The following is a 22,623-nucleotide window of genomic DNA, read 5'->3' on the forward strand; positions in this document are numbered from 1 at the left end:
CCTAACGACGCGACGATTATACTCATTAAATCGAGAATGCAAGCCATTTTCGGCTCGAAAGTTCAATTAAAAGTTTTAATGGTTTTTTTCGGTGCTTTAGATTTCCATGCATGCCGGCAAATGGTGCAGGAAGCTGCCCTCAATCCCTTGTCTGGTGCGGCTTTCCGGCTGTCGGTCAGTGTCCTACGCGGGGCTGTCGGGCACTTTCCTACAGGTTTTTTTCGGCGTTTTTCCGGTAGATCAGCACGACCGCTTCGGTCGCAATCCCTTCTTCACGACCCAAAAATCCCATTTTTTCATTGGTTTTGGCCTTGATGTTCACTTGCTGACCAGAAATCCCGAGATCGGCCGCCACATGGGCCACCATGGCCGCAATATGCGGCGCCATCTTGGGCGCCTGGGCAATGATGGTGGCATCCACGTTACCCACCGCGTAGCCCGCTGCGTCCAGGCGCTTGCCGGCTTCGCGCAGCAGCACGCGTGAGTCGGCGCCCTTGAATTGCGGGTCGGTGTCGGGGAAGTGGCGGCCGATGTCGCCCAGCGCGGCCGCGCCGAAGAGGGCGTCGGTGATGGCGTGCAGCAGGGCGTCGGCGTCGGAGTGGCCCAACAGGCCCTTCTTGTGCGGGATGGTGACGCCGCCCAGGATCAGCGGGCGGCCTTCGACCAGGGCGTGACAGTCATAACCCTGGCCAATGCGGAAGGGGAAGGCAGTGCTCATGCGTGCGGACCTTTCAGGAAGAATTCGGCCAGCGCGGCGTCCTGCGCCAGCGTGACCTTGAGATTGCGGGGGCTGCCCTCGACCAGACTCGGACGCAGGCCCAGCATTTCGATGGCGCTGGCGTCATCCGTGATGGCGGCCAGACGGTCCTGCCGGCGCGCCTGTTCCAGGGCATGCTGCAGCAGGGCGTAGCGGAACATCTGCGGTGTCTGTGCCGCCCACAGGCCAGCGCGCGGCACGGTGTCCTGCGAGCGGGACTGGTCATCACCGCGTTTGAGGGTATCCACCACCGGCAGTGCCAGCAGGCCTCCAACCTCATCATTGGCCAGCGCATCGAGCAGACGGTCGATCAGCACGGCGTCCAGGCCGGGGCGGGCGGCGTCGTGGACCAGCACCCAGTCGCCGTCGGTCACCTTGGGGCGGATCGCCTGCAAGCCATTGAACACGCTGTCCTGCCGCGTCGCCCCACCCACGCGCAGCACCGTGGTGTGCGCGAGCAGGGCGGGGGGGAGCAGGGCGTCGATCCAGCCATCCTCGGGGCTGACCACCACGAAACTGTGGTCGATGCGCGCATGCGCGGCAAAGGTTTCCAGCGCATGCAGCAGCATGGGTTTGCCGGCCAGTGTCATGTATTGCTTGGGGACTTGCGCGCCCATGCGGGCGCCGACCCCGGCGGCGGGGATCAGCGCGTAATGCCGCGCGGCAGTGCTGGGAGAGGGCGGAAGCTTCATGCGGGCCGGACCGGCCCGCGCGCGGCCCGCCGGGGGCGGCCTGCGCTGGGGCCATCGTTTATAATGAGAGGCTGAATTCTAATGCCAATCCCCTGCCAGCGGCCGGCATTTTGCGGCGCTGCACGCGCGGCGGCCGCTGCTGGTGCTCCTGTCGAACAAGCTGAACCAAGCCGAACCAAGTCGATCCGCCGATCCTGATGTCCTTCGATCCGAAAAAATCCTTGCCCAAAGCGGGCGTCCGTTTCCAGCCCCCCGCCGTGCACGGTTCCGCCGATGCCTACCTGTTGGCCCAGGCCGCCCTGGCGCTCAAGGCCGAGGGCCGCATGCTGGCCGTGGTAGTGGCCGGGGCCACCGACGCCCAGCGCCTGCTTTCCGAGATCCCCTGGTTCCAGCCCAAGGAGGGCGAGCGTCTGCGCTGCCACCTGCTGCCGGACTGGGAAACGCTGCCCTACGACGCCTTCTCGCCGCATCAGGACCTGGTCTCCGAACGCCTGGCCACGCTCTATGAAGTGCAGTCCGGCCAGTGCGACCTGCTGATCGTGCCGGCCACGACCGCCTTGCTGCGCATGGCGCCGCCGCAGTTCCTGGCGGCCTATACCTTCTTCTTCAAGCAGGGTGAGAAGCTCGACGAGGCCAAGCTCAAGTCCCAGCTCACCCTGGCCGGTTACACCCACGTTGGGCAGGTGATGTCGCCGGGCGAATATTCGGTGCGCGGCGGCCTGATCGACATCTTCCCCATGGGTTCGGTGCTGCCGTACCGGCTGGACCTGTTCGGCGACACCATCGAAACCATCCGTACCTTCGATGCCGACACCCAGCGCTCGCTCTATCCGGTACCGGAAGTGCGCCTGCTGCCGGGCCGCGAATTCCCCATGGACGAGGCGGCGCGCCTGGCCTTCCGCAACCGCTGGCGCGAAGTGTTCGAGGGCGATCCCACGCGCTCGGCCATTTACAAGGACATCGGCAACGGCATCGCCTCGGCCGGCATCGAATATTACCTGCCGCTGTTCTTCGACGAGACGGCCACGCTGTTCCAGTACCTGCCGGCCAATGCCATGTTCGCCACCGTGGGCGACATCGAGCAGTCCATCAAGCGCTTCTGGAGCGATACCCGCTCGCGCTGGACCTTCCTCAATGCCGACCGTGAGCGTCCGGTGCTGGAGCCCAAGGCCATCTATCTGGATGATGAAGATTTCTTCACCCTCCTCAAGCCCCATGCCCGTTGGGTGCTCAAGACCGACGATGCCCCCTCGGCGATATCCGCGCCGCTCCCCAATATCGCTGTCAACCGCCGCGCCGATGATCCGCTGGTGAACCTGCGCAGCTTCTTGCTCAAGGGTGCCGAACGCGTGCTGATCTGTGCCGAGACCAATGGCCGGCGCGAAACCCTGCAGCAATACTTCGCCGAATACGACCTGCACCCGGTGCTGTGTGAGGACTGGGAGGCCTTCCTGGCCAGCGACGAACCGCTGATGCTGGGTGTGGCGCCGCTGCAGGCCGGTTTCATCACCGCCGATGGCCTGGCACTGGTGACCGAGACCGAACTGTATGCCGGCAGCGGCCGCCGCGTGGGCAGCCGCAAGCAGCAGGCGGCCACCGATGTCGAATACATGGTGCGCGATCTGTCGGAACTGAAGATCGGTGACCCGGTGGTCCACAGCAGTCACGGCATCGGCCGCTACATGGGTCTGGTCAGCATGGACCTGGGCGAGGGCGAGACCGAATTCCTGCATCTGGAATACGCCAAGGAGACCAAGCTCTACGTGCCGGTTTCGCAATTGCACGTCATTTCGCGCTATTCCGGCGCCTCGCCGGAAGATGCGCCGCTGCATGCGCTGGGCTCCGGCCAGTGGGAAAAGGCCAAGCGCAAGGCTGCCCAGCAGGTGCGCGATACCGCCGCCGAATTGCTGAACCTGTACGCCCGTCGGGCGCTGCGGCAGGGGCATGCGTTCCAGTATTCGGCGCATGACTATGAAGCCTTTGCAGACAGTTTCGGTTTCGAGGAAACGGCCGACCAGGCCGCCGCCATCAACGCCGTCATCAAGGACATGACCGGCGGCAAGCCCATGGATCGCCTGATCTGCGGCGATGTCGGCTTCGGCAAGACCGAGGTCGCCCTGCGCGCCGCCTTCGTGGCAGTGATGGGCGGCAAGCAGGTGGCCATCCTGGCGCCGACCACGTTGCTGGCCGAACAGCATGCGACCACCTTCGCCGACCGCTTCGCCAACTGGCCGGTGAAGATCGCCGAACTGTCGCGCTTCCGTACCGGCAAGGAAGTCACGCAAGCCATCAAGGGCCTGGGCGATGGCACCATCGACATCGTCATCGGCACCCACAAGCTGCTCTCGGATGAAGTCAAGTTCTCGCGCCTGGGCCTGGTCATCATCGACGAGGAACACCGCTTCGGCGTGCGCCAGAAGGAAGCGCTCAAGTCCCTGCGCGCCGAGGTTGATGTATTGACGCTCACCGCCACCCCCATCCCGCGTACGCTGGGTATGGCGCTGGAAGGGCTGCGTGATTTTTCGGTCATCGCCACGGCGCCGCAGAAGCGCCTGGCCATCAAGACCTTCGTGCGGGGCGAGAGCGAATCCACGATCCGCGAAGCCTGCCTGCGCGAATTGAAGCGGGGTGGCCAGGTCTATTTCCTGCACAACGAAGTGGAGACCATCGCCAACCGCAAGGCGGCGCTGGAAGCCTTGCTGCCCGAAGCGCGGATCGCCGTGGCCCATGGCCAGATGCACGAGCGCGACCTGGAAAAGGTGATGCGCGACTTCGTGGCGCAACGTTTCAACATCCTCTTGTGCACCACCATCATCGAGACCGGCATCGACGTGCCCACCGCCAACACCATCATCATGCACCGCGCCGACAAGTTCGGCCTGGCGCAGTTGCACCAGTTGCGCGGCCGGGTCGGCCGTTCCCACCACCAGGCCTATGCCTATTTGCTGGTGCAAGATGTGCAGGGTCTGACCAAGCAGGCGCAGCGGCGCCTGGAAGCGATCCAGCAGATGGAGGAACTGGGCAGCGGCTTCTACCTGGCCATGCACGACCTGGAAATCCGCGGTGCCGGCGAAGTGCTGGGCGACCACCAGTCGGGCGAGATCCACGAGATCGGTTTCCAGATGTATTCCGACATGTTGAACGAAGCCGTGCGCGCCCTGAAGGATGGTCGCGAGCCCGACCTGGCCGCGCCGCTCTCGACCACCACCGAGATCAACCTGCACGCCCCGGCCTTGCTGCCCAATGACTATTGCGGCGACGTGCACGAGCGTCTGTCGCTCTACAAGCGCTTCGCCAACTGCGAGAAATCCGACGCCATCGATGCCCTGCAGGAAGAACTGATCGACCGCTTCGGCAAGCTGCCCGACCCGGCCAAGGCACTCATCGAAACGCATCGCCTGCGCATCGCCGCCAAGCCGCTGGGGATCATCAAGATCGATGCCCATTCCGAGGCGGCATTGCTGCAGTTCGTCCCCAATCCGCCCATCGATGCCATGCGCATCATCGAACTGGTGCAGAAGAACCGGCAGGTCAAGCTCAACGGCCAGGACAAGCTGCGCATCACCGCCAGCATGCCCGACCTGGCGGCGCGGGTGCAGCAGGTCAAGGCCACCATGAAGGCGCTGACCGGCTGATCGCGGCTTGCCTGCGTCTTACCAACGAATCACGTATCAACGACATCACCCGAAGAACATGAACCTGATCCTGCAAGCCCCCAAGCAACACGCTGTCTCCCCTGCCGACATCGACGCCATTGCCGCCCTGGCCGGTGGTCGGGCCGAACGCATCGATCCCAGTCGCGTGGCCGACGCCGACGCCTGGCGCGTGGCCGGCGTGAGCCTGAGCGATACGCTCAAGGCCAGCATCGATGCCGCCTGCCTGACAGCCCGCCTGGACTACGCCTTCATCGAGGAAGGTCGCAAGCTGGCCGATTTCCGCCTGGTCGCCATGGACATGGATTCGACCCTCATCACCATCGAATGCATCGACGAGATCGCCGACATGCAGGGCCTCAAGCCCCAGGTGGCCGAGATCACCGAGGCCGCCATGCGCGGCGAGATCGAATTCAACGAAAGCCTGACCCGTCGCGTGGCGCTGTTGAAGGGCCTGGATGCCGGCGCCCTGCAACGCGTCTATGACGAGCGCCTGCAACTCTCGCCCGGGGCGGAACACATGCTGAAGGCCGTGCAGGCGGCCGGCCTGAAGACCTTGCTGGTCTCCGGCGGCTTCACCTTCTTCACCGACCGCATGAAGCAACGCCTGGGCCTGGATTACACCCACGCCAATACTCTGGAGGTGGCCGACGGCAAGCTGACCGGCAAGGTGGTCGGCGGCATCGTCAATGCGGATGAAAAGCGTGCCACGGTCGAACGCATCTGCCGCGAGATCGGCGCCGCGCCGGCCCAGGCCATCGTCATGGGCGACGGTGCCAACGACCTGCGCATGATGGGCATCTCCGGTCTGTCGGTGGCCTTCCGCGCCAAGCCGGTGGTGCGCGCCCAGGCCAGCGTGGGCTTGAATTTCGTTGGGCTGGACGGCATCTTGAACTTGCTGGCCTGAATCCAGGGCCAGTCAACATACCCACTTCAGGAGACACGATGAACCAGGAACTGGTATTGGATTCGCAAACGCAATCGGGCCGCGACCTGGTGTGGTGGCTGTACCTGGCCCACGCCGCCTGCCTGGTGTTTTCGCTGGGCATGCTGTCGTGGCTGCCGCTGATCGTCAATTACCTCAAGCGCGGCGAGGTCCGCGATACCTTCCTTTATACCCATCACCGCTGGCAGATCCGTTCGTTCTGGTGGTATCTGTTCTGGCTGTTCGCCGGCGGCGTGCTGTGGGCGACCGTGATCGGCATCCCGCTGGCGGTGCTGGTCTTCGCCCTGGCCTGGATCTGGAAGGCCTATCGGTTGATCAAGGGTTTTCTCGATCTGCAGGACAACAAGCCCATGCCGGTCTGAACGCCCGGCGTGGCCAAGCTGCTCCACGGCGCCTCAGGGCGCCGTTTTTATTGCAGTGAAGCAAAATCGACGGCAGCAAGGGATAATGGTGATATTGAAACGTTTCAATGATAATCTCGAATTATTACTAGACAGCATGATGCGGTTTTCCCACTTTCGCCCGCTTACGCCGGGTGGGAGACCGTTTCCACCGAAGGGAAAGCCTGCGCATGAAGAACTGGACGATCAAGCAACGCATACTGGGAAGCTTTGGGCTGATCCTGCTGCTGATGGCCTTGATGGCGGGCATTTCGGCCGTCAACCTGGGGCGCATTGAAAAGAGCGCCACGGCGCTGCGGCAGGATTCCACTCCTGGGCTGTACTACAGCACCATGATCAATGCCGCCTGGTACGAAAATCTGCTGATGACCCAGCAGATCGCTCAGATCGACACCAATGAAACGGAGCGCCAGGCCAACCTGGCCCTCCTGCGCCGCAATGGCGAGCGGCTGGACCGTCTGCAGGAAGACTACGAAAAGACCATCTTTGCCGACGACGACCGCAAGCTGTTCCAGCAATTCAAGGAGGCCCGCCAGAAATACCGCGCCCTCGTCACCGAGGTGCTGAAGATGGACTTCAGCCAGCGGCCGTCCATCGACAAGCTGTTCAACGAGCAGATCCGTCCGCAGTGGCGCCTGGGTTACCAGTTCACCCAGCGTATGGTGGAAGTGAACAAGGGCATTGCCGATGATGCCGCCAGCCGCATCAACGATGCCGTGACATCGGCCCAATTCGCCATGCTGACGTCGCTGATGGCGGCCGTGCTGGTGGCCCTGGTATGCGGCTTCTTCCTGATGCGCGCCATCAACGAGCCGTTGCAGAAGCTCATGGGCATCCTCGACATCATGCGTTCGGGTGACTTTTCGCGTCGCGTCGCGCTGGACCGCAAGGATGAGTTCGGTGTGCTGGGCAGCGGTTTCGACCGCATGACCGATGAACTGACCGCACTGGTCTCGCAGGCCCAGAAGTCTTCGGCGCGGGTCGCCACCTCGGTCACCGAGATCGCCGCCACCGCCCGCCAGCAGCAGGCCACCGCCGCCGAGACCGCCGCTACCACCACCGAGATCGGCGCCACCTCGCGCGAGATCTATGCCACTTCGCGTGACCTGGTGCGGACCATGAACGAAGTCTCGGTGGTGTCGGACCAGACCTCGTCGCTGGCCGGCAATGGCCAGGCCGGCCTGACCCGCATGGAAGACACCATGCAGAACGTGATGGACGCGGCCGGTTCGGTCAGCGCCAAGCTGGCCATCCTCAACGAGAAGGCCGGCAACATCAACCAGGTCGTCACCACCATCACCAAGGTCGCCGACCAGACCAACCTGCTCTCGCTGAACGCCGCCATCGAAGCCGAGAAGGCCGGCGAGCACGGGCGCGGCTTCTCGGTGGTGGCCACCGAAATCCGCCGCCTGGCCGACCAGACGGCTGTGGCGACCTACGATATCGAAGTCATGGTCAAGGAAATCCAGTCGGCCGTGGCCGCCGGCGTGATGGGCATGGACAAGTTCTCCGACCAGGTGCGGCGCGGCATGCAGGATGTGCAGAATGCCGGTGGTCAGCTGTCGCAGATCATCGCCCAGGTGCAGGCGCTGGCACCGCGCTTCCAGATCGTCAACGAAGGCATGCAGGCCCAGGCCAACAGCGCCGAGCAGATCAACCAGGCGCTGGTGCAGCTGTCCGAAGCGGCCCAGCAGACCGTGGAATCGCTGCAGCAATCCAGCCAGGCCATCGAGGAGCTCAATGTGGTTTCCAACGAATTGCGCAATGGCGTGTCGCGTTTCAAGGTGATGGACTGAGCCGTGAGGCGGATCGCCAGACCATGAGCCAGTCCCTGTTCCTGCTGTTTTCGCTGGGTGCCGAGCGCTATGCCCTGCCCACCGCCGAGGTGGCGCTGGTGCTGCCGCTCTCGCCCTGCAAGCGCCTGCCCGGTGCCCCGCCCTGGGTGGCCGGCCTGCTGCCGCATGGCGATGGCCATGTGCCGGTGATCGACCTGTCGCGACTGGCGCTGGGCCAGCCGGCCGCCGCCCGGGTCAGCACCCGCCTGGTGCTGGTGCATTACCGCGGTGCCGGCGGTGCGGGACGGCTGCTGGGGCTGATCCTGGAGCAGGCCACCGAGACCCTGCGCTGTGATCCGCGGCGCTTCGAGGCGGCTGCGGTCGGCAATGACGGCGCGCCCTACCTGGGACCGGTGATGCCTTACCAGGGCGGCCTGTTGCAGCGGGTGCAGGTCGAGGATCTGCTCGATCCGGCCACCCGCGCCTTGCTCTACCCGCCGGAGCCGGCATGAAGACGCTGACGCACATCGCCGACAAGCTCAAGGCTGCGATGGGCCTGGACATGGCCACCGTCGGTGCCAGCCTGATCGAGCGCGTGGTGCGCGAGCGCATGACGGCGCTGGACATCCGTGACGACAGCCTGTACCTCTCCCTGCTCCAGACCTCCGGCGCCGAGCTGCAGGCGTTGATCGAACTGGCGGTGGTGCCGGAAACCTGGTTCTTCCGCGACCGTGAAGCCATCCTGGCGGTGGCGCGCATGGCGCGCGATCGCCTGGCGGCCCAGCCCACGCTGCCGGTGCGCATCCTCAGCCTGCCGTGCTCCACCGGCGAGGAGCCCTATTCGCTGGTCATGGCCCTGGTCGATGCCGGCGTGATGCCGGGACAGTTCGTCATCGATGCCTACGATATCCGCACCCGCTCGCTGGAGATTGCCGCGGCCGGCGTCTATGGCCGCAATTCCTTCCGGGGCCATGACCTGGCGTTTCGCGATCGTTATTTTGAAGAACTCGGCCAGGAGTGGCAGTTGCAGCCCGCGCTGCGCGAGCAGGTGCGCTTCGGTGCCGGCAACCTGCTGGCGCCCGATTTTCTGCGCCATGCGGCGCCTTACGATTTCATCCTCTGCCGCAATGTGCTGATCTATTTCGAGCGCGACGTGCAGCAACGCGTCGTGCGCCTGCTGGAAAGCCTGATGAAGCCGCATGCCGTGATCTTCGTCGGCCCGGCCGAGGGCGGCATCCTGCTGAGTCCGCGCATGGAATCGGTGGGCATCGCGCTGGCCTTCGGTTTTCGCAAGCGCAGCACAGTGCGGCGCGCGACCCATGCGCCGGCCTGGGCGGCACAGCTGCTGGACCGGAGCGTCGCACCGACGACCGGCACATCGCCGGCCTCTGCCGCACTGCCCGTGCGCCGGCCCGCGCCTGCGCGGCCGGCAGCACCGGCTGCCGTGCCCGTCACGCCCGCGCAGCCCGCCGCCGATCTGCTGGAGCGGGCCCGCCAGTTGGCCGACCAGGGCCAGTTCGGGCCGGCCGGCGCCTTGTGCGAACAGGCGCTCCAGGAGCAGGGGCCGAGCGCTTCGGCCTTCTATCTGCAGGGTCTGATCCATGATGCCGAGGGCGACCAGGCGCTGGCCCAGCGCTGCTATCGCAAGGCACTCTATCTGGACCCCGAACACCAGCCGGCGCTGCTGCATCTGGCGGCCTTGCTGCAGGCTCAGGGCGACGCCGCCGGCGCCGAACGGATGCGCCTGCGCGCCGAACGGCTGAACTCCTCACGGGAGGGGGCACATGGCTGAACCGATGGCCGAGGATGACATGCAAGAGACGGCACGGCCAGGCTCCGGCTCCGACCCTGTGCGCCTGGACGGTCACATCGACGACTGCTGGAACCGCATCGGGGTGCGGGGCGATGGCAGCTGTCCGGAGCTGCAGCATCATCTGCGCTGCCTGAATTGCCCGACCTATGCCAGCGCGGCCCGGCAGCAACTGGACCGCATCGCCGCCTCGCCCGAGGTGGCGCAGGAGTGGATGCATTCCGAAGTGGCCAGCGCACCGCCGCCGCACAGTGCGGTCGCCCTGGCTTCTGCCCTGGTGGTACGGGTCGGTGGCGAATGGCTGGCCATCGCCACCGCCGTGGTGCAGGAAGTGGCCGAGAACCGTGCTGTGCACAGCCTGCCGCATCAGCGCAATCCGGCCATCAGCGGCGTACTCAATATCCGTGGCGCCTTGCGCATCTGCGTCTCGCTGGCGCAGCTGCTGCATCTGCCGACCACACCGACGCCCGGCGCCGGCGTGCCATCCCTGCTGGTGACCACGTACGAGGGGCAGACCCTGGTCTTTCCGGTGGAGCAGGTGGCCGGTGTGCACCGCTATGCCACCGGTGCGCTGGCACCGGTGCCGACCACGCTGGCCCATGCAGCGATCCAGTACACCCGTGGCATGGTGGAGTGGCGCGGTCAGCAGATCGGCCTGCTGGACCATGAACTGCTGTTCTACGTACTCAACCGGAGCATGACATGAGTACGCCCGACCTGAGCCAGATGTCCATGCTGGACCTGTTCCGCTTTGAGGCGGAAAGCCAGATCGCCCAGCTCAACGCCAGCCTGCTGGCGCTGGAGCAGCAGCCGGACGCGGCCGAACACCTGGAGGCCTGCATGCGTGCCGGCCACTCGCTCAAGGGCGCGGCCCGCATCGTCGGCCTGGACACCGCCGTGAAGGTGGCCCACGTGCTGGAGGATTGTTTCGTGCTGGCGCAACAGGGCAAGCTGCAACTGGAAAAGAAGCATATCGACGTGCTGCTGCGCGGCGCCGACCTGCTGGGCCGCATCGCGTCCCCGCCTGATGGCGATGAGGCCTGGGCCGACCATGCCGGCAGCGGCGAGGTGCAAGCCTTCCTGCAAGCCTTGCCGACCGTGATGAACGGTGGCGAAGCGGCGCCCTGGCCGGCGCCATCGGCTGCACCAGTGGCGGCGCCCGTGGAGCCGGCGCTGGTGCCCGCGACCGAGCGCGAGCCTGGCCTGGCAACGCAGGTCTTGGCGCATGCCGAGCCGCTCCGGCCTGCTGCCGTCGCAGTTGAAGCTGTTCCGGTCGCGCCCGCACCAGGGCTGTCGGGTACCGGCGCACGTGCCGTGCGAGTCAGTGCCGAGAGCCTGGACCATCTGCTGAGCCTGAGCGGCGAGTCGCTGGTCGAGTCGCGCCGGCTCAAGCCATTCTCGGCCAGCATGTTGCGCATGAAACGGGTGCAGCGCGAGGCCATGCAGGCGCTGGACCTGTTGCAGCAAAAGCTGTCCACCGCCCAGCTGGATGAGTTCGCCCATACCGCGCTGTCCGAGCTGCGTACGCTGATGCAGCAGAACCAGCACCTGCTGGGCGAGCAATTGAATGAACTGGAAGCCTTCGACCGGCGTTCGGTCAATCTGTCCCAGCGACTCTATGACGAAGCCCTGGCCTGCCGCATGCGGCCCTTCGCCGACGGCACCGGCGGTTTCGCGCGCATGGTGCGCGATGTCGGCCATGCCCTGGGCAAGTCGGTGCGGCTGGACATCGGCGGCAGCGCGACCCAGATCGACCGCGATATCCTGGAAAAGCTGGAAGCCCCGATCGGCCACCTGTTGCGCAATGCCGTGGATCACGGTGTCGAAGACGCCGCCACCCGCCGCGCTGCCGGCAAGCCGGAACAGGGCGTGGTGCGGCTGGAAGCCCGGCACAGCGCCGGCATGCTGCTCATCGAAGTGGTTGACGATGGCGCCGGCATCGATCTGGAGCAACTGCGCCGGGCGGTGGTGGCGCGCGGTCTGTCCAACCAGGAGACCGCAGCGCGCCTGTCCGAGGCCGAGCTGTTGGAATTCCTGCTGCTGCCCAGCTTCACCCTGCGCGAGACGGTGACCGAGATTTCCGGACGCGGCGTAGGGCTGGACGTGGTGGCCGACATGCTCAAGCAGGTGCGCGGCACCATCCGTATCACCACCCGGCCGGGCCAGGGCAGCCGCTTCCTGATGCAGCTGCCGCTGACCTTGTCGGTGATCCGCAGCCTGCTGGTGGAAATCGCCGGTGAACCTTACGCATTCCCGCTGGCGTACGTCAATCGGACGCTGCGCCTGCCTGCCGAGGCCCTGCAGACGCTGGAGGGCTACCAGCACTTCAGCCATGGCGGCCGCCAGATCGGTCTGGTCAGCGCCCACCAGGTGCTGCAGAAGGGCCAGTGGCGGGCCCGGGATGGCAGCGTGTGCGTGGTGGTCATCGGTGAGCAGGAACACAGCTATGGGGTGGCGGTGGATGCCTTCCTGGGCGAGCGCATGCTGGTGGTACAGCCGCTGGATGCGCGTCTGGGCAAGATTCCCGACGTACTGGCCGGGGCGCTGATGGAGGATGGGGCGCCACTGCTGATTCTGGATGTGGCCGACATGCTGCGCACGGTGCAGAAGCTGACCTCCTCCGGGCGCCTGCAGACGGTGGACCAGGACGAGGCCGCCCAGGCTGCCGTGGCCACGCGCAAGAAGGTGCTGGTGGTGGACGATTCGCTCACCGTGCGCGAGCTGGAGCGCAAGCTGCTGGCCAATCGCGGCTATCAGGTCACGGTGGCGGTGGATGGCATGGATGGCTGGAACGCGGTACGTGCCGAAGCCTTCGACCTGGTCATCACCGACATCGACATGCCGCGCATGGATGGCATCGAACTGGTCAGCCTGATCCGCAGCGCACCACAGCTGCAGTCGCTGCCGGTGATGATCGTGTCCTACAAGGATCGTGAGGAAGACCGGCAGCGCGGCCTGGAGGCCGGCGCCGATCATTATTTCACCAAGAGCAGTTTCCACGACGAGAGCCTGCTGCAGGCCGTCACGGATTTGATTGGAGAGGCGACATCGTGAAGATCGGGATCGTCAACGATACTCCCATGATGGTGGAAGTGCTGCGCCGGGTGATCGCCGAGAGCGGCCGGCATGAGCTGATCTGGATCGCCCGCGACGGCGAGCAGGCGGTGCAGATGTGTGCCTGGCAATTGCCGGATGTGGTGCTGATGGATTTGCTCATGCCCAAGGTGGATGGCGTGGAAGCCACCCGCCGCATCATGCAGGACACGCCCTGTCCCATTCTGGTGGTCACGTCCGACATGGATACCAGTGCCGCCAAGATCTATGAGGCGCTGGGCTATGGCGCGCTCGACGCCACCCAGACGCCGGCGCTCATCGGTGCGGCCGGCAAACGGGACGCAGCTGCCCTGATCGAAAAGATCGACAACCTCGGTCGCCTAAGCCCCGAGGAGGTGGCCGCACCGGTGCGGCCCGGACTGCGCCCGCTGCCGCCGGTGTCCTTCGAAGACCTGGCGCCGCTGGTGGCGGTGGGGGCCTCGGCCGGCGGCCCGGCGGCGCTGGCCACCTTGCTCGGTCAGTTGCCGCGCGAGTTCGGCGCCAGCATCGTGATCGTGCAGCACATCGATGCCGGCTTCGCGCCGGGCATGGCGCAATGGCTGCAGCAGCAGTCGCTGCTGCGGGTGCGGCTGGCCGGGGAAGGGGACCTGCCGCGGCGCGGTGAAGTCCTGCTGGCCGGCAGCAACCGCCATCTGGTATTCAAGGAGGGCAGCCGCCTGGCCTATGTCGAGGGCGCGCCGGCGGATGTCTACCGGCCTTCGGTCGACAGTTTTTTCCACAGCATCGTCCGGCACTGGCAAGGCAAGGCCACCGGCGTATTGCTCACTGGCATGGGGCGCGACGGCGCTGCTGGCCTGAAGGCTTTGCGCGACAGCGGCCATCACACCATCGCCCAGGACCAGAAAAGCTGCGCGGTATATGGCATGCCCAAGGCGGCTGTGGCCCTCAATGCCGCCGTAGAGGTGTTACCCGTGACCGGCATCGCAGCGCGGCTGCAAGCCATCGTAGCGTCAGCATGACGAATAGAAGGAAGAGAAAATGAGCTCGGTGCACTCTACCGACAACCAACCCGGCAACCAGCCGGGCAATCCAGCGCTGCCCACCGACGACTACAAGATCATGGTGCTGCTGGTCGATGACCAGGCCATGGTGGGCGAGGCGATCAGGCGCGCCCTGCTCAAGGAAGAGCATATCGATTTCCATTTCTGCACCCGTGCCGAAGAAGCGCTGGCGGTGGCCGAAAAGACTCGCCCGACGGTGATCCTGCAAGACCTGGTGATGCCCGGTGTGGATGGCATGACGTTGGTGCGCCAGTACCGGTCCAGTGCGATCCTGGCCAATGTGCCGATCATCGTGCTGTCCTCGCGCGACGATCCGGAGATCAAGCGCGATGCCTTTGCCGGCGGTGCCAACGACTACATGGTCAAGCTGCCGGACGTGATCGAACTGGTGGCGCGGCTGCGTTACCACTCGCGCTCCTACATCAACCTGCTGCAGCGTGACGCCGCCTATCGCGCTCTGCGCGAGAGTCAGCAGCAGTTGCAGAAGACCAATTTCGAGCTGCAGCGCCTGACCAATACCGATGGTCTCACCGGTATCGCCAACCGCCGTTATTTCGATGACTACCTCGGTGCCGAATGGCGGCGCGCGCGGCGTGACGGGCTGGACCTGTCGCTGCTGCTGATCGATGTCGATTTCTTCAAGCTGTTCAACGACACCTACGGCCACGTGGCCGGCGATGCGGTCCTGCGGCGGGTGGCGCAGATCCTGGACAACAGCATCCAGCGGCCGGCCGATCTGTCGGCGCGTTTCGGCGGCGAGGAATTCGCCATGATCCTGCCGCGTACGCCGCTGGCCGGGGCGCAGACCATCGCCCACAAGGTATGCCAGCTGGTCGAGGCGAACCAAGTGGCGCATGCCCGCTCCAATGTGAGTTCCTGGCTCACCGTCAGCGTCGGCGCGGCCTGCGTGGTGCCGGACCAGGAGCAGGACATCAGCGAGTTGATCGAGATGGCTGATCGCCGTCTCTACAAGGCCAAGCAGCAGGGCCGCAACCGCGTGGTGTGGCAGGACGGGTGAGCCGGGCGCCGTGCCGCGGCATCCGCAGAGGACAACAAGGGAGAATGCCAGCATGCGTACCATCGCCAGCCTGGAAGAACTGAAGTCGCTGGCTGGCCAGGAAGTGGCCACCAGTGCATGGATGACGGTTACACAGGAACAGGTGGATCGTTTCGCCGAAGCCACCGGCGATCATCAATGGATTCACGTCGACGTTCAGCGCGCGGCGCGCGAATTGCCATATGGCGGCACGGTGGCGCATGGCTTCCTGACGCTGGCCTTGCTGCCGCGCATGCTGTCTGAGTCCATCGGAATGGGACCGGATGTACGCATGCTGCTCAACTACGGTCTGAACCGGGTACGCTTCCCGGCGCCGTTGCCGGTAGGGCGCCGGGTGCGCGGCATCATCGCGCTGCAGGCGGTCGAGGAAGTGGCCGGCGGGGTGCAGCTGACCTGGCTGGTGACAGTGGAATGCGAAGGTGCGGACAAGCCCGTGTGCGTGGCCGAATTCCTGGTACGGCGCTACTGAGCGGGCGTTCAGGGCCACCCGGCAGCACTCGCCTTTGGTACGGGGCTGCATTCTTTCTCGCAGAAGCTCACTTCATTTGTCGCCTTGGCGCATCGCATGGGCGGGGCAGGGCCGATTTCCGTGCCACTTGCTCGCGTATGGTGCTAAGGTGAAGAACCGATACGGCGATTCCGCAGGGTCGCCACAGCGGCCGGCGGTCCAAGCGCCATGTCATTGCCGAAGATGTTTCCCATGATGTCAGAACCAACGCCAAGAATGGATGCGGCCGCCGTTGCCGCCGAGCACCACCACGACCACGATTGCGACTTTGCACGGAAGGCGCTCGCCTTCAACAATCTCACGCTCTCCTACATCGCCCGTGGCGCGCCGCTGGACCAGCTGCTCGACCGCATTGCCCGCGGCTTTTCCGGCTGCCATCCGCAGCGCGCATTGGCGATCTTCCTGTTCGATGCCCAGGCGCGCCGCATGCGCGTGGGGGCGGCGCCGCGCATGTCGCCGGCCTTCCTGGACGAGGTCACGGCGCTGGAAGTGGACGACCCCGATACGCCCCAGTTCTGGAGCGGCTTTACCGCACTGGGAGAGCAGCACGGTCTGAGCCTGCGGGAGATGCTGCCGCTGCGTTCCTTTGCCGGTGACGTGGCCGGCATCCTGGTGGTCTGCAGCAGCCTGGAGGGTAGCGACGACGACGAGCTGCAGCGTCAGCAAACCTATCGCGACAGTGTCGGAGCGGCGGTCTCGATGGCCATGCTGGCCATCGAGCGCTCACTGGTGCCGGTCCATGCGCGGGTCAAGAGCGAGCCGCCCGGGGTGGCCGACGAACGCATGGCCCTGGCCATCGAAGGTAGTGGTACCGGCATCTGGGACCGCAATGCCGTGACCGGCGAGATGTATTATTCGCGCGGCTGGAAAGCCATCCTCGGCTATGAGGAATGGGAACTCTCCAGTCACCTGGAAGATGCCTACCAGCGCATCCATCCGGACGATCTGCCTTATGTGCAGGAGACCGTGCGCCAGCACTTCGAATCGCGCTCCGACAGTTACCAGGTCGAGCATCGCATCCGCTGCCGTGATGGCAGCTACAAGTGGATCTGCAGTCGCGGCAAGGTAGTGGCGCGCGATGCCCAGGGCAATGCGCTGCGCATGATCGGTACCACCACCGACATTACCGAGATCAAGAGTCTCACCGAAAAGCTGGCCAAGAGCAGCCGCATGCTGAATTACCTGACCCACGAGATTCCCGGGATGGTGTTTCAGTTCAAGGTGCCGCCCGACGGGCGCGGCTATTTCACCTATGTCAGCGAAGGTGCGCGCGAGACCTATGGCCTCACGCCGCAGCAGCTGCTGGAGTCGCCGGCGGTGATCAAGAGCGTGATCCATCCGGAAGACATGCCGCTCTACGAAGCAGCGCGCCAGGCGGTGCTGGCCGGGGCCTCGCACTGGGTACTGGAGTTCCGGGTCATGCCACCGGGCCAGTGCGTGCGCTGGCTGCGCGGCCAGGCGCGGCCGCGCCGGCTGGCCGATGGCACCATCCTGTGGCATGGCTTCATCAGCGACATCAGCCAGAGCAAGGCCATCGAGCTGGAACTGCAGGAATTCGCCCTGACCGACTACCTGACGCAATTACCCAACCGCCGTCATTTCATGCAGCGCCTGCAGGAGGAATACAGCCGTATCCAGCGCGGTATCGCCGGCACGGCAGCGGTGCTGATGTGCGACCTGGATCATTTCAAGCGCATCAACGACAGCCTGGGACATGCGGTGGGTGATCAGGTGCTCAAGCGTTTCGCGGAGGTGCTGCGCAGTCAGTTGCGCAAGACCGATGCCGCCGGCCGGCTGGGCGGGGAAGAATTTGCGGTGATCCTGGCGGGCGTGGACCTGCAGGCGGCAGCCGAGTTCGCGGCGCGTCTGCAGTCCTGCTTCGCCAGCCAGCCGCTGCGGCATGAAGGGCGTGAGGTGGAGGTGACGCTGTCAATCGGTATCGCCCTGATGCAGGCCGACAGCGCCGGTCAGGAGCAGGTGCTGCGCGCCAGCGACGATGCCCTGTATCGGGCCAAGGAAAGAGGGCGCAACCGTTTCGAGTTCGCGCCCGTGGCCTGCGGCCGCAACGGCTGAGCAGGCCGCAGGGTCAGATCAGCGTTTCTGGTACTGGCTGCTGCCGAACAGCAGTTCCTTAGCCTTGTCATCCTGCAGCGGCTTGCGCTTGTCGGCCAGCACGGTCACGCCGCGCTGTACGGCCGGACGGGCGCTGATGGCATCGAACCAGCGCTTGACGTTGGGGAAGTCCGCCAGGTCGATGCCCTGGTTCTTGTGCGAACGGGTCCAGGGGAAGCAGGCGATATCGGCAATGGTGTACTGCTCGCCTGCCAGGTAGGCATGCTGACCCAGTTGCTTGTCCATCACCTGATACAGGCGACGTGCTTCATTGGTGTAGCGATTGACGGCGTATTCGATCTGTTCCGGCGCATACAGTCGGAAGTGGTGCGCCTGCCCCAGCATCGGCCCCAGGCCACCCATCTGGAACATCACCCACTGCAGCACTTCATACTTTTCGCGCGCGGTTTCGCCAAGGAAGCGACCGGTCTTGCCGGCCAGGTAGATCAGGATGGCACCCGATTCGAACAGCGAGATCGGCTGGCCATCCGGGCCATCGGGATCAACGATGGCGGGGATCTTGTTGTTGGGCGAGATCTTCAGGAACTCGGGCGTGAACTGGTCGCCGGCGCCGATATCGATGGCGTGGGCAGTGTAGGGCAGGCCGCATTCTTCCAGCATGATGTGGACCTTGTGGCCGTTGGGGGTGGCCCAGCTGTATACGTCGATCATGGATGTCCTCGTTAGGTGTCGGATGATTCTCGGGTGAGTCAGAGCCTGGCTTGGCGGAAATGACGATACGATATAAACGATATAAAGGATTTACAGCCTGGTCAGGCGATCCAGTGCCAGTTGCAGCGTCTCGTCCTTCTTGGCGAAGCAGAAGCGCACGATGCCGGACTCGCGTGGCGTGTTGTAGAAGGCCGAGACCGGGATGGCGGCCACGCCGATCTCGGTGGTGAGCCACTTGCAGAACTCTGCTTCGGGCAGGTCGGAGATGGCGCCGTACTTCACGCACTGGAAATAGGTGCCTTGCGAGGGCAGCAGTTCGAAGCGGGTCGCGGCCAGGCCGGCGCGGAACAGGTCGCGCTTCTTCTGGTAGAAGGCCGGCAGGTCCAGGTAGGGCGCCGGGTCCTTCATGTAGGCCGCCAGCCCGTATTGCACCGGGGTATTGACGGTGAACACGTTGAACTGGTGCACCTTGCGGAATTCGGCCGTGAGGGCGGCCGGTGCGGCCACGTAGCCGACCTTCCAGCCGGTGACGTGGTAGGTCTTGCCGAAGCTGGAATTGATGAAGCTGCGCTCGGCCAGTTCAGGGTGACGCGCCAGCGACTCATGCGGCTGGCCGTCGTAGACCATGTGCTCGTAGACTTCGTCGGAGAGGATCAGGATGTCGGTGCCGCGCACGATATCGGCCAGAGCCGCCACGTCGGCGGCGCGCATGACACTGCCGGTCGGGTTGTGGGGCGTGTTGACCATGATCATGCGGGTCTTGGAGGTGACTGCGGCCTTGACCTTGTCCCAGGGGATGCTGTAGCCGGCCGCGCCCACTTCCATCTGCACGAACACCGGTACACCGCCGGCCAGTTCGATGGCCGGCACATAGCAGTCGTAGACCGGTTCGATGACGATGACTTCATCGCCGGCATGCACCGCGCACAGTACCGAGGTCAGGATGCCCTGGGTGGCACCGGCGGTGACGGTGATCTCGGAGACCGGATCATAACGATGGCCGTAGAGCTGTTCGACCTTGTCGGCGATGGCTTCGCGCAGTGGCAGCACACCCGCCATGGGCGGGTACTGGTTCAGGCCTTCCTGCATGGCCTGGGTGACCGCATTGACTAGTGTCGGGTCGCAATGGAAGTCGGGGAAGCCTTGTCCCAGGTTGACTGCGCCCTTTTCGGAGGCCAGTGCGGACATGACGGTGAAGATGGTGGTGCCGACCTTGGGCAGCTTGGTGACGATAGTGGGGGTGCTCATTGCAGCGGGCTCGTTCTTGTGATGATCGCAAGCCCGATATTCTAGCCGCATTCGCTCCGCGATTCAGGCGGGTGCGGCAAGGAAGGCATCCGGTGTCCAGTGCTGGGGCTGCACAATGGCGAACATGCCGCGCTTGAGCGTGCGCTTGCCCAGCTTGAGCACGGCCTTGTCCTTGCTTACCAGCACGTGGGCGCGGCATTGCAGGGCCAGTTCCAGGAATTTCTGGTCATCGCGGTCAGTGCAGAGGGGCAGGCCGAAGGTATTGACCTCGCCCAGCGGCAGGCAGTGCAGCAGGCGGTCGAATTGGGCGCAGATGGCCGGTTTGTTTTCGGGTGTGACCGGCAGGTGGGGATAGTCCAGCACCGCCAGCCATTCATTGCGGCAGTCCTCGCGGGTGTAGGCCTCCACGCTGCCGTCTTCGAGCGCCTGCAGCAGGGCCGCCCAGCGCGGGTCGCGGAACACGAACAGGTCCAGGCAGACATTGGTGTCCAGCACCAGCCGCTGGCGCCCGGTGGGGGCGGCGGCGGCAGCATCGGAAGACAGCGGGGAGGGGAGAGGGAGTGTTGCCGGAATGCTCATTGAATGGAAGAACTAGTTGTCGATGCCACGCTGGCCGGGCGGGGGCGTTTCCTGCTTGCCGAAGAGTTCGCCGCCAGCTTCGAGCGCATCATACCCCTGATCGGTGACGCGCCAGAAATTATGCATGTCCACCGCCGCCAGGCCGCGATCGTACAGCAGGCGCAGGTGGTGCAGGATGACTTCGGGCGCAACCTGGCCGGGCAGGGCGCTCTGGATCTTCTCGACATCGCCGTAGAGCGTGCCGAAGGAGGCCAGCTGTTTCAGGATTTCGCCCATCAGGGCCTTGTCTCGTTTCATGTCGTCCTCCTTGCCGTGGACCGGCGGGGTTGGGCCTGCAGCATCCGCATGCAAGATACAAGCGGGCCGGGCCATCCGGCCCGGCACCACGGCGCTGCCGCTATCAACATGGACCACGAACCGCCGCTGAAGTGCCGGGTTTGCGCGACCGACTTGTGTTGATCAACGGCAAGATGACTGCCGAACTTGAGGCCGTTTTCTGCCTGTTCCGGCGAGACGGTCAGAATTGCTCCCAATCCGAGTCGTTGCCGGGGGCGGCCTTGCTGCTGCGCGAACCTGCCGGCTCCGGTTTGCGCGCCGGCAAGGCGGGTGCAGGGGTGGGCGCGCGCGCGGCCGCCACGGCCGGCACCGGGCGGGGTGGCCTGGCAGCGACCGGCGACCGGGCGGCGGACGCGGCAGAGACGGGGCGGGAAGCATGGCCGCTCAGGTCCGGCTTCAGCTTGAACACGCTCACCAGTTCGGTCAGCCGGGTCGCCTGTTCCTGCAGGGAGCCGGCAGCCGCAGCGGCCTGTTCGACCAGCGCCGCGTTCTGTTGGGTCACTTCGTCCATCTGGGTGATGGCGATGTTGACCTGTTCGATGCCATCGCTCTGCTCGGAGCTGGCGGCGGTGATCTCGCCCACGATATCGGTCACGCGGCGCACGCTGGCCACCACTTCGGTCATGGTGCTGCCGGCGGTTTCGACCAGCTTGCTACCGGTATCGACCTTGGCCACCGAATCATCGATGAGCATCTTGATTTCCTTGGCGGCGGCGGCCGATCGCTGCGCCAGCGAACGCACTTCCGAGGCCACCACGGCGAAGCCGCGCCCCTGCTCGCCGGCGCGAGCCGCTTCCACCGCGGCATTCAGGGCCAGGATATTGGTCTGGAAGGCGATGCCGTCGATCACGCTGATGATTTCCACGATCTTGCGCGAAGATTCATTGATGGCACCCATGGTATCGACCACCTGCGACACCACGCTGCCGCCCTGGCTGGCCACGTCCGAGGCGGAGTGCGCCAGCTGGTTGGCCTGGCGGGCATTGTCGGCGTTCTGCTTGACGGTGGAGGTCAGCTCTTCCATGGCCGAGGCGGTTTCTTCCAGCGAACTGGCCTGCTGCTCGGTACGGGTGGACAGATCGAGGTTGCCGGTGGCGATCTCGCGCGAGGCGGTGTTGATGGTGTCGGTCCCCTCGCGGACCTGGGTGACGATGCGCAACAGGCTGTCGTTCATGGCCTTGAGGGAGCGCATCAGGTGGCCGGTCTCGTCGGCCCCGGCGGGTTTGATCTCCACCGTCAGGTCGCCCTCGGCCACCCGCTCTGCCACGTGCATGGCGTCCTGCAGCGGACGCGAGACGATACGTGCCACCCAGATCGCCAGCACCATGCCCAGGCCGATGCAGGCGGCCAGCAGGGAGGCGATCATGATGCGCGAGTTTTCATAGCGGGTCTGGGCTTCCTGGTCGGTCTGGTCGCTGGCTTCGACATTGATGTTGACGGCCTTGTCGAGCTCGGCGAACAGGCGCAGATAGACGGGCGTGGCCTGCTTGATCAGGAGTTCGCGGGCATCGTCGATCTTTTGCGCGCGGATCTGGGCGACGATGTCCTGGTGGATCTTGGTGAAGATGCCCAGGTCGGCCTTGAGGGCGTCGAAGTTGGTCTTTTCATCGGGTGAGTTGACCAGCGGCGCGTACTTGTCGAGGATCTTGCCGAGTTCGCCGAAGAGGTCGCCGATGAGCTTTTCATTGCTTTCCACACTGCCTTCGTTGCCTGCCAGCATGTGCTGCAGTTGCACGGAGCGGATGCGCGCCAGCGCCACCTTGGCTTCCAGCGGATAACGCACGCTGGGCAGGGAATTGGTGGCGATTTCGGTGGACGCATCGTTGACCCGCGACAGCTGCACGATGGAGAACACGCCCAGCACGGCGGTCAGCAGCAGGATGGCGGCAAAGGTCAGCATCAGCTTACGGGCGATGCGCAGGTCGTAGAACCATTTCATGGTCTGTCCTCGGTCTCGGAATG

At 65.0% G+C, this 22,623-nt stretch carries 19 protein-coding genes; 12 read left to right on the top strand and 7 right to left on the bottom strand.

The genetic code is table 11. From position 1 onward, the window contains the following. Positions 1-208 precede the first annotated feature (208 nt). Together ispF and ispD are read right to left on the bottom strand one after the other, a co-directional pair. Complete coding sequence (ispF, locus tag VE092_RS22215; protein WP_324880078.1) at positions 209-718, bottom strand: 2-C-methyl-D-erythritol 2,4-cyclodiphosphate synthase; 510 nt, start codon at positions 716-718, stop codon at positions 209-211. Beyond that, entirely contained in the window at positions 715-1,449 is a 735-nt protein-coding gene (gene ispD / locus VE092_RS22220) for a 2-C-methyl-D-erythritol 4-phosphate cytidylyltransferase (protein WP_324880079.1), read from the bottom strand. The genes ispF and ispD overlap by 4 nt, the downstream gene beginning before the upstream one ends. Positions 1,450-1,646: 197 nt before the next feature. Between ispD and mfd the strand changes: the two genes are divergently transcribed. The 12 genes from mfd to VE092_RS22280 all read left to right on the top strand — a co-directional run bounded on the left by mfd (position 1,647) and on the right by VE092_RS22280 (position 17,787). Next, positions 1,647-5,084, top strand: coding sequence for a transcription-repair coupling factor (gene mfd / locus VE092_RS22225; protein WP_324880080.1), 3,438 nt, complete (start codon positions 1,647-1,649; stop codon positions 5,082-5,084). 58 nt (positions 5,085-5,142) lie between these two features. Next, entirely contained in the window at positions 5,143-6,009 is an 867-nt protein-coding gene (gene serB, locus VE092_RS22230; RefSeq protein WP_324880081.1) for a phosphoserine phosphatase SerB, read from the top strand. Positions 6,010-6,047: 38 nt separating this feature from the next. Then, a complete protein-coding gene (locus VE092_RS22235) occupies positions 6,048-6,410 on the top strand; it encodes a hypothetical protein (protein WP_324880082.1) in 363 nt (120 codons plus the stop codon). Positions 6,411-6,619: 209 nt separating this feature from the next. Then, positions 6,620-8,245, top strand: a complete 1,626-nt coding sequence (locus tag VE092_RS22240) for a methyl-accepting chemotaxis protein (RefSeq protein ID WP_324880083.1) — start codon at positions 6,620-6,622, stop codon at positions 8,243-8,245. A gap of 23 nt (positions 8,246-8,268) precedes the next feature. Further along, complete coding sequence (locus VE092_RS22245) at positions 8,269-8,736, top strand: chemotaxis protein CheW (protein WP_324880084.1); 468 nt, start codon at positions 8,269-8,271, stop codon at positions 8,734-8,736. Continuing rightward, positions 8,733-10,016 (top strand): CheR family methyltransferase, encoded by a 1,284-nt coding sequence (locus VE092_RS22250; protein WP_324880085.1) that lies wholly within the window; start codon positions 8,733-8,735, stop codon positions 10,014-10,016. The genes VE092_RS22245 and VE092_RS22250 overlap by 4 nt, the downstream gene beginning before the upstream one ends. Next, positions 10,009-10,740, top strand: a complete 732-nt coding sequence (locus VE092_RS22255) for a chemotaxis protein CheW (protein ID WP_324880086.1) — start codon at positions 10,009-10,011, stop codon at positions 10,738-10,740. Before VE092_RS22250 ends, VE092_RS22255 begins: the two co-directional genes overlap by 8 nt. Continuing rightward, entirely contained in the window at positions 10,737-13,088 is a 2,352-nt protein-coding gene (locus VE092_RS22260) for a hybrid sensor histidine kinase/response regulator (protein WP_324880087.1), read from the top strand. Before VE092_RS22255 ends, VE092_RS22260 begins: the two co-directional genes overlap by 4 nt. Continuing rightward, positions 13,085-14,107: a chemotaxis response regulator protein-glutamate methylesterase gene (locus VE092_RS22265; RefSeq protein ID WP_324880088.1), complete on the top strand. Its 1,023-nt coding sequence runs from the start codon at positions 13,085-13,087 to the stop codon at positions 14,105-14,107. Before VE092_RS22260 ends, VE092_RS22265 begins: the two co-directional genes overlap by 4 nt. A 19-nt stretch (positions 14,108-14,126) precedes the next feature. Next, positions 14,127-15,167 carry a diguanylate cyclase gene (locus tag VE092_RS22270; protein ID WP_324880089.1) on the top strand — a complete coding sequence of 347 codons (1,041 nt, stop codon included), beginning with the start codon at positions 14,127-14,129 and terminating at the stop codon, positions 15,165-15,167. Between the two features lie 52 nt (positions 15,168-15,219). Beyond that, positions 15,220-15,675, top strand: a complete 456-nt coding sequence (locus VE092_RS22275; protein WP_324880090.1) for a MaoC family dehydratase — start codon at positions 15,220-15,222, stop codon at positions 15,673-15,675. 231 nt (positions 15,676-15,906) lie between these two features. Then, a complete protein-coding gene (locus VE092_RS22280; RefSeq protein ID WP_324880091.1) occupies positions 15,907-17,787 on the top strand; it encodes a diguanylate cyclase in 1,881 nt (626 codons plus the stop codon). A gap of 18 nt (positions 17,788-17,805) precedes the next feature. On the opposite strand, the gene VE092_RS22285 is transcribed toward VE092_RS22280, so the two are convergent. The 5 genes from VE092_RS22285 to VE092_RS22305 all read right to left on the bottom strand — a co-directional run bounded on the left by VE092_RS22285 (position 17,806) and on the right by VE092_RS22305 (position 22,600). Next, a complete protein-coding gene (locus VE092_RS22285) occupies positions 17,806-18,498 on the bottom strand; it encodes a glutathione binding-like protein (RefSeq protein WP_324880092.1) in 693 nt (230 codons plus the stop codon). Between the two features lie 90 nt (positions 18,499-18,588). Next, positions 18,589-19,746, bottom strand: coding sequence for a pyridoxal phosphate-dependent aminotransferase (locus VE092_RS22290; RefSeq protein WP_324880093.1), 1,158 nt, complete (start codon positions 19,744-19,746; stop codon positions 18,589-18,591). Between the two features lie 63 nt (positions 19,747-19,809). Continuing rightward, a complete protein-coding gene (locus VE092_RS22295) occupies positions 19,810-20,325 on the bottom strand; it encodes a putative toxin-antitoxin system toxin component, PIN family (protein WP_324880094.1) in 516 nt (171 codons plus the stop codon). A 12-nt stretch (positions 20,326-20,337) separates the two neighbouring features. Next, positions 20,338-20,622, bottom strand: coding sequence for a hypothetical protein (locus VE092_RS22300; protein ID WP_324880095.1), 285 nt, complete (start codon positions 20,620-20,622; stop codon positions 20,338-20,340). A gap of 220 nt (positions 20,623-20,842) precedes the next feature. Continuing rightward, entirely contained in the window at positions 20,843-22,600 is a 1,758-nt protein-coding gene (locus VE092_RS22305) for a methyl-accepting chemotaxis protein (protein ID WP_324880096.1), read from the bottom strand. Positions 22,601-22,623: the final 23 nt, after the last annotated feature.

The organism is Herbaspirillum sp. (assembly GCF_035644555.1).
Classification (GTDB): Bacteria; Pseudomonadota; Gammaproteobacteria; order Burkholderiales; family Burkholderiaceae_D; genus Herbaspirillum.

Bases quoted from the DNA above. Each gene is read 5' to 3' on its own strand.
- ispF (WP_324880078.1), bottom strand. From the start codon at position 718: ATGAGCACTGCCTTCCCCTTCCGCATTGGCCAGGGTTATGACTGTCAC.
- ispD (WP_324880079.1), bottom strand. From the start codon at position 1,449: ATGAAGCTTCCGCCCTCTCCCAGCACTGCCGCGCGGCATTACGCGCTG.
- mfd (WP_324880080.1), top strand. From the start codon at position 1,647: ATGTCCTTCGATCCGAAAAAATCCTTGCCCAAAGCGGGCGTCCGTTTC.
- serB (WP_324880081.1), top strand. From the start codon at position 5,143: ATGAACCTGATCCTGCAAGCCCCCAAGCAACACGCTGTCTCCCCTGCC.
- VE092_RS22235 (WP_324880082.1), top strand. From the start codon at position 6,048: ATGAACCAGGAACTGGTATTGGATTCGCAAACGCAATCGGGCCGCGAC.
- VE092_RS22240 (WP_324880083.1), top strand. From the start codon at position 6,620: ATGAAGAACTGGACGATCAAGCAACGCATACTGGGAAGCTTTGGGCTG.
- VE092_RS22245 (WP_324880084.1), top strand. From the start codon at position 8,269: ATGAGCCAGTCCCTGTTCCTGCTGTTTTCGCTGGGTGCCGAGCGCTAT.
- VE092_RS22250 (WP_324880085.1), top strand. From the start codon at position 8,733: ATGAAGACGCTGACGCACATCGCCGACAAGCTCAAGGCTGCGATGGGC.
- VE092_RS22255 (WP_324880086.1), top strand. From the start codon at position 10,009: ATGGCTGAACCGATGGCCGAGGATGACATGCAAGAGACGGCACGGCCA.
- VE092_RS22260 (WP_324880087.1), top strand. From the start codon at position 10,737: ATGAGTACGCCCGACCTGAGCCAGATGTCCATGCTGGACCTGTTCCGC.
- VE092_RS22270 (WP_324880089.1), top strand. From the start codon at position 14,127: ATGAGCTCGGTGCACTCTACCGACAACCAACCCGGCAACCAGCCGGGC.
- VE092_RS22275 (WP_324880090.1), top strand. From the start codon at position 15,220: ATGCGTACCATCGCCAGCCTGGAAGAACTGAAGTCGCTGGCTGGCCAG.
- VE092_RS22280 (WP_324880091.1), top strand. From the start codon at position 15,907: ATGATGTCAGAACCAACGCCAAGAATGGATGCGGCCGCCGTTGCCGCC.
- VE092_RS22285 (WP_324880092.1), bottom strand. From the start codon at position 18,498: ATGATCGACGTATACAGCTGGGCCACCCCCAACGGCCACAAGGTCCAC.
- VE092_RS22290 (WP_324880093.1), bottom strand. From the start codon at position 19,746: ATGAGCACCCCCACTATCGTCACCAAGCTGCCCAAGGTCGGCACCACC.
- VE092_RS22295 (WP_324880094.1), bottom strand. From the start codon at position 20,325: ATGAGCATTCCGGCAACACTCCCTCTCCCCTCCCCGCTGTCTTCCGAT.
- VE092_RS22300 (WP_324880095.1), bottom strand. From the start codon at position 20,622: ATGAAACGAGACAAGGCCCTGATGGGCGAAATCCTGAAACAGCTGGCC.
- VE092_RS22305 (WP_324880096.1), bottom strand. From the start codon at position 22,600: ATGAAATGGTTCTACGACCTGCGCATCGCCCGTAAGCTGATGCTGACC.